A 6,256-nucleotide genomic window follows, 5' to 3' on the forward strand; every position below is an offset into this window, starting at 1 on the left:
GCGCTGGTCCGTTCACCACAACTCCACCACCACCCCAAGGAGCAGAAATGAAGCGCAGCAAGGCGTACCGCGCCGCTGTCGAGAAGATCGACTCCTCCAAGGTCTACGCCCCGCTCGCCGCGGTGCGCCTGGCCAAGGAGACCTCCAGCACCAAGTACGACGCGACCGTCGAGGTCGCCATGCGTCTCGGGGTCGACCCGCGCAAGGCCGACCAGATGGTCCGCGGCACGGTCAACCTGCCGAACGGCACGGGCAAGACCGCCCGCGTCCTGGTCTTCGCCAACGGCGACAAGGCCGAGGCCGCTCGTGAGGCCGGCGCCGACTTCGTCGGTTCCGACGACATGATCGAGAAGGTCTCCGGCGGCTGGCTCGACTTCGACGCCGTCGTCGCGACCCCCGACATGATGGGCAAGGTCGGTCGCCTCGGCAAGGTCCTCGGCCCGCGCGGCCTCATGCCGAACCCGAAGACCGGCACCGTCACCATGGACACCGCCAAGGCCGTCACCGACATCAAGGGCGGCAAGATCGAGTTCCGCGTCGACAAGCACGCGAACCTCCACTTCATCATCGGCAAGGTCTCCTTCGACGAGAAGGCGCTCGTGGAGAACTACGCGGCCGCCCTCGACGAGATCCTGCGTCTGAAGCCGTCGGCGTCCAAGGGCCGCTACATCGAGAAGGCCACGCTCACCACCACGATGGGCCCGGGCATCCCGCTCGACTTCTCCAAGACCCGCAACCTGCTGGTGGAGGAGGAGGCTTCGGCCTGACCCACCACCGCACGCCAGAGCCCGCCGCCCCTCGGGGTGGCGGGCTCTGGCGTTGGTCGGTGACGAGGGGCGGGAGGACCGATTTGGAGTCGGTGCACCTCGGCCCGTACTGTGGACCCTGACCAGAGACCGCTCGGTTGTCGCGTGCCCCCCGTGGGTGCACGACCGAAGGTCCCGCGAAGCGGGCAACCAGCGCAGGCCACGTTCCAACCGGCTCCATCCGGCTCACACCGATGGACGTGCCGGTCGCCCCGTGCCCTGCGCCGGGGCTTTCTTCATGTGGGCCCTCGCCGTGTGGTCGCTCTTTACGGAAGGGAGGCCCCGCATGGCAAAAGCTGAGAAGGCTGCCGCCATTGCCGAGCTCACGGACAAGTTCCGGACCTCGGGCGCGGCTGTGCTGACCGAGTACCGCGGTCTGTCGGTGAAGCAGCTGACGGACCTGCGCAACTCGCTGCGCGGCAACGCGACCTTCGCCGTCGTGAAGAACACGCTGACCGAGCTCGCTGCCAAGGAGGCCGGAGTCACGGCCTTCGACGGCCAGCTCCAGGGCCCCTCCGCCATCGCCTTCGTCGAGGGCGACCCGGTGGAGGCAGCCAAGGGCCTGCGTGACTTCGCCAAGGCGAACCCCCTCCTCGTGATCAAGGGTGGCGTCCTCGACGGCAAGACCCTGACCCCCGAGGAGATCACGAAGCTCGCGGACCTCGAGTCCCGCGAGGTTCTCCTGGCCAAGCTGGCTGGCGCCCTGCAGGCGTCCCTCAGCCAGGCCGTCTACCTCTTCGCCGCGCCGCTGTCGCAGACCGCTCGCGTGGTCGACGCGCTGCGCGCGAAGGTCGAGACGGAGGGTCCGGCTGCGGCCGCCCCCGCCGCCGAGGCTGCCGAGGAGACCACGGACGAGGCCCCCGCGGCCGAGGCCACCGCAGACGTCGCCGAGGGTGGCGACGAGAGCTGACTTCGGCGGGGTGACCCCGACGAGCCGGCTCGACCAACGAAAACCGCCACTCACGGCATACGAAACAGAAGAAAGGACGCCCATCATGGCGAAGCTCTCCACCGACGAGCTCCTTGAGGCCTTCAAGGAGATGACCCTCATCGAGCTCTCCGAGTTCGTGAAGCAGTTCGAGGACACCTTCAACGTCACCGCTGCGGCCCCGGTTGCCGTTGCGGCCGCTGGCGCCCCCGCCGGTGGCGGCGAGGCCGCTGCCGCCGAGGAGCAGGACGAGTTCGACGTCGTCCTCGAGGCTGCTGGCGACAAGAAGATCCAGGTCATCAAGGAGGTCCGCGCGCTGACCTCCCTCGGCCTGAAGGAGGCCAAGGACCTCGTGGACGGCGCCCCCAAGCCCGTCCTGGAGAAGGTCGACAAGGCTGCTGCCGAGAAGGCCAAGGAGGCCCTCGAGGGCGCCGGGGCCACCGTCACCCTCAAGTGACCTCGCGCTCCTCTTAGGGAGCACGAACTCCGCGAAGGCGGGTCCGACCACTGGTCGGGCCCGCCTTCCGGCGTTCCCGGGGGAGGGGGAACTACAGGTGAGGGGAGGCGAAGTCGCAGCGGGCGGTTCAGAAGCGGCTGAACGGCGCGGCATACGTGAACGTGCCGGTGAGGGCAGGGTCGTATGCCGCGAGCGTGCGCACCTGGAACAGGTCGCCCCACGCCGGCTCCGGCGCCGTGATGCCCACCTCCGAGGCGGGCCGGAAGCCGAACCGGCGGTAGTAGCCGGGGTCGCCGAGCAGGGCCACCAGCGGCTCGCCGAGCGCGTCGGCCGCACCGAGCACGGCGTGCATGAGCGCGGACCCCACCCCGGAGCCCTGGTGCGCGGGATCGACGCTGAGCGGGCCCAGCCCGAGCACGGGCGAGCCGTCGACCGTGCCGCGGGTGCAGACGACGTGACCGGCCACCTGTCCCTCGACCTCGGCGACCATCGACAGCTCGGGCACCCAGCCGGGGTCCGCGCGCAGCCACCCCACCAGGGTCGCCTCGCCCGGCGCCCCGTCGGGCTCCACCGGGGGAGCGGAGTGCGGTGCGGTGGCGAACGCGGCGGCGGTCACCGCCCGGATCGCAGGGACGTCGTCGGAGGTCTCTCGCCTGATGAGCACCGGGCCATCCTGCCCGTCCCGGCCGTAACCCCGCGCCCACGTTTTCGTTGAGCAGCGCGAGACCGGGGCCCTCGCGGGCAACACAAGCACCACCACGACGAGGTGAGCAGTGGGCGTTGAGATCAGGGTCGAGGGACTGACCAAGCGGTTCGGGTCCCAGACGATCTGGAACGACGTGACCCTCACCCTCCCCGCGGGCGAGATCTCGGTGATGCTCGGCCCCTCGGGCACGGGCAAGTCCGTCTTCCTCAAGACTCTCGTGGGGCTGCTCAAGCCCGACGCCGGCTCGATCTGGATCGAGGGCCGCGACCTGACCCGGCTCCGGGAGCACGACCTCTACGAGGTGCGCAAGCTGTTCGGGGTGCTGTTCCAGGACGGCGCGCTGTTCGGGTCGATGACCCTCTACGACAACGTCGCCTTCCCGCTGCGCGAGCACACGAAGAAGAGCGAGTCGGAGATCCGGAACATCGTCCTGGAGAAGATGGAGCTCGTCGGTCTCCAGGGCGCCGAGAACAAGCTGCCCGGTGAGATCTCCGGCGGTATGCGCAAGCGCGCCGGACTGGCCCGCGCTCTCGTCCTCGACCCCGAGATCCTGCTCATCGACGAGCCGGACTCGGGCCTCGACCCCGTGCGCACGAGCTACATCAACCAGCTGTTCATCGACCTGAACGCGCAGATCGACGCGACCTTCCTCATCGTCACGCACGACATCAACTCGACCCGCACCGTGCCGGACAACATCGGGCTGCTGTACCACAAGCACCTCGCCATGTTCGGGCCGCGCGAGATGCTGCTCAGCTCCGAGGAACCCGTCGTGCGACAGTTCCTCAACGCCCAGACCATCGGTCCGATCGGCATGTCCGAGGAGAAGGACGCCGACGAGCTCGCGGCCGAGTCCGGCCAGGAGCTGCCGCCGCTGCCGCCGATCCCGCTGCAGCTGAAGACCAGCAACGGCGTCCCGCGTCGTGGCGAGCGCCCGCCGGGCGAGTGGTGCCGCGCCAACGGCGTCACCCCGCCCCCCGGATCGTTCGAGTCGCACACCGCCGGCCTCACCGGTGGGGGTGCCCAGGGCGGTGCCGCCCGTGTCGCCGGCGCCGAGGCCGACGGCGCGACGGCGGCCGGTGCCCCAGGGAGCGCGGACCGCGAGGGGGTGCTGTCGTGAGCAACATCGCCGTCGCCGCGCTGCGCCAGAGCGGCTCGCTCTTCGCCCTGGTCCTCGACGTCCTCCGGGCCCTGCCGAGGCGGCCGTTCCAGACCAAGGAGTTCATCCAGCAGTGCTGGTTCATCGCCTCGGTCACGATCGTGCCGACGGCGCTCGTGTCGATCCCCTTCGGCGCGGTCATCGCCCTCCAGCTCGGCACCCTCACCCGCCAGCTCGGCGCGCAGTCGTTCACCGGCGCCGCCAGCGTCCTCGCCGTGATCCGGGAGGCCTCGCCGATCGTCACCGCGCTGCTGATCGCCGGTGCGGGCGGCTCGGCCATCTGCGCCGACCTCGGCTCGCGCAAGATCCGCGAGGAGATCGACGCCATGGAGGTGCTCGGCATCAGCCCGATCCACCGTCTCGTGGTGCCGCGGGTGCTGGCGGCGATGCTGGTCTCGCTGCTCCTCAACGGGCTGGTGTCCGTCGTGGGCGTCGCGGGCGGCTACTTCTTCAACGTCATCATCCAGGGCGGCACCCCGGGCGCCTACATCGCCTCGTTCACGGCGCTGGCCCAGCTCGCCGACCTGTGGACCAGCGAGATCAAGGCGGTGATCTTCGGCTTCATCGCCGCGGTCGTCGCCTCCTACAAGGGCCTGACGGCCGGTGGCGGCCCGAAGGGTGTGGGGGACGCGGTGAACCAGAGCGTGGTCATCACGTTCATGTTCCTGTTCGTCGTCAACTTCGTGGTCAGCGCCATCTACTTCCAAGTCGTCCCGCAGAAGATCTGAGGCGGGCAGCGACATGAGCAGAGCAACCGAACTCGCCCACCGCCCGGTGGAGGCGCTCGACAGCCTCGGCGAGCAGATGCGCTTCTACGTGCGCTCCCTCGCCTGGAGCGGCCGCACGCTGCGCCGGTACAAGAAGGAGGTCATCCGGCTGCTGGCCGAGGTCTCCCTCGGCACCGGCGCCCTCTCGGTCATCGGCGGCACGGTCGGCGTCATCGCCTTCCTCGCCTTCTTCACCGGCAGCCAGGTCGGCCTCCAGGGCTACTCCTCGCTGAACCAGCTCGGCACCGGCGCCTTCACCGGCTTCGTCTCGGCCTACCTCAACACCCGCGAGATCGCCCCGCTGGTCGCCGGACTCGCGCTCGCGGCCACCGTCGGCTGCGGCTTCACCGCCCAGCTCGGCGCGATGCGGATCTCCGAGGAGGTCGACGCCCTCGAGGTCATGGGCATCCCCTCGCTGCCGTTCCTCGTGACCACCCGGATGATCGCCGGCTTCGTCGCGGTGATCCCGCTGTACGTGCTGGGGCTGCTCTCGTCCTACGGCGCGACCCGGTTCATCGTCACGGAGTACTTCGGCCAGTCCAAGGGCACCTACGACCACTACTTCCACCTGTTCCTGCCGCCGGTGGACATCCTCTACTCGTTCCTGAAGGTCATGGTCTTCGCGGTGGTGATCATCCTGATCCACTGCTACTACGGCTACACCGCGTCCGGTGGCCCCGCCGGTGTCGGCGTGGCGGTGGGCAAGGCCGTGCGCACCTCGATCGTGGCCATCAACATCGTCGATTTCTTCTTCTCGCTGGCCGTCTGGGGCGCCGTCACGACTGTGCGGATCGCGGGGTAGCCGATGTCCGAACAGCAGCCCGAACAGCAGCCCGAACAGCACCCCGACCAGCACCTCCAGGTCACCCAGGTCGCCCAGCACCCCGAGCAGGGGGTCGGCCCGGCGCGGGGCTGGGTCTCGCGCCTCGGCGACCGCGCCTACGGCATCGCGTTCCTCCTCGTCGTGGCCGCGCTGGTCAGCGTGTCGATCGCGTCCTTCAAGAAGGTCTTCACCGACGTGGTGATGGTGTCGCTGCAGACCGACCGCATCGGCTCACAGCTGCAGACCTCCAGCGACGTCAAGCTGCGGGGGCTGATCGTGGGCGAGGTCCGTGACATCCGCACCACCGGTAAGGGTGCGGTGCTGTCGCTGGCGCTGAAGCCCGAGATGGTGCCGCAGATCCCGGCCGACGTCTCCGCGCGGCTGCTGCCGAAGACGCTGTTCGGTGAGCGCTACGTCGACCTGGTGCCGCCGGAGAACGTCGACGTGAGCGCCGGTGGGGCGCGGACCGTGCGGGCGATCCGGGCCGGTGACGTGATCGGCCAGGACCGCACGAAGGTGGCCATCGAGCTCGAGCGGGTCTTCGACGACCTGCTGCCGCTGCTGCGCACGGTGCAGCCGGAGAAGCTGTCGGCCACCTTGAACGCGCTCG

8 protein-coding genes are annotated in these 6,256 nt (G+C 69.6%); 7 read left to right on the forward strand and 1 reads right to left on the reverse strand.

The window, feature by feature from the left end; translation table 11 throughout:
* Nucleotides 1–47 precede the first annotated feature (47 nt).
* The 3 genes from rplA (at nucleotide 48) to rplL (ending at nucleotide 2,191) form a co-directional block, all read left to right on the forward strand.
* Nucleotides 48–767, forward strand: coding sequence for a 50S ribosomal protein L1 (gene rplA / locus BMW78_RS19845; protein ID WP_091763237.1), 720 nt, complete (start codon nucleotides 48–50; stop codon nucleotides 765–767).
* Nucleotides 768–1,092: 325 nt separating this feature from the next.
* Complete coding sequence (gene rplJ / locus BMW78_RS19850; RefSeq protein ID WP_091763239.1) at nucleotides 1,093–1,716, forward strand: 50S ribosomal protein L10; 624 nt, start codon at nucleotides 1,093–1,095, stop codon at nucleotides 1,714–1,716.
* A gap of 85 nt (nucleotides 1,717–1,801) precedes the next feature.
* Nucleotides 1,802–2,191, forward strand: coding sequence for a 50S ribosomal protein L7/L12 (gene rplL, locus BMW78_RS19855; protein WP_091763241.1), 390 nt, complete (start codon nucleotides 1,802–1,804; stop codon nucleotides 2,189–2,191).
* 127 nt (nucleotides 2,192–2,318) lie between these two features.
* Here rplL and BMW78_RS19860 read toward each other — a convergent pair whose 3' ends face one another.
* Nucleotides 2,319–2,855 (reverse strand): GNAT family N-acetyltransferase, encoded by a 537-nt coding sequence (locus tag BMW78_RS19860; protein ID WP_091763242.1) that lies wholly within the window; start codon nucleotides 2,853–2,855, stop codon nucleotides 2,319–2,321.
* 109 nt (nucleotides 2,856–2,964) lie between these two features.
* Between BMW78_RS19860 and BMW78_RS19865 the strand changes: the two genes are divergently transcribed.
* The 4 genes from BMW78_RS19865 to BMW78_RS19880 all read left to right on the forward strand — a co-directional run.
* Nucleotides 2,965–4,017, forward strand: a complete 1,053-nt coding sequence (locus BMW78_RS19865) for an ABC transporter ATP-binding protein (protein WP_091763244.1) — start codon at nucleotides 2,965–2,967, stop codon at nucleotides 4,015–4,017.
* Nucleotides 4,014–4,784 (forward strand): MlaE family ABC transporter permease, encoded by a 771-nt coding sequence (locus tag BMW78_RS19870; RefSeq protein WP_091763246.1) that lies wholly within the window; start codon nucleotides 4,014–4,016, stop codon nucleotides 4,782–4,784. The genes BMW78_RS19865 and BMW78_RS19870 overlap by 4 nt, the downstream gene beginning before the upstream one ends.
* Before the next feature lie 13 nt (nucleotides 4,785–4,797).
* Nucleotides 4,798–5,625, forward strand: a complete 828-nt coding sequence (locus BMW78_RS19875; RefSeq protein WP_091763248.1) for an MlaE family ABC transporter permease — start codon at nucleotides 4,798–4,800, stop codon at nucleotides 5,623–5,625.
* Between the two features lie 3 nt (nucleotides 5,626–5,628).
* Nucleotides 5,629–6,256, forward strand: a 628-nt coding sequence (locus BMW78_RS19880; RefSeq protein ID WP_143056357.1) for an MlaD family protein, incomplete at its 3' end; no start/stop codon positions are given.

Origin of the sequence: Pedococcus cremeus (genome assembly GCF_900111375.1) — a bacterium.
Taxonomy (GTDB): domain Bacteria; phylum Actinomycetota; class Actinomycetes; order Actinomycetales; family Dermatophilaceae; genus Pedococcus_A; species Pedococcus_A cremeus.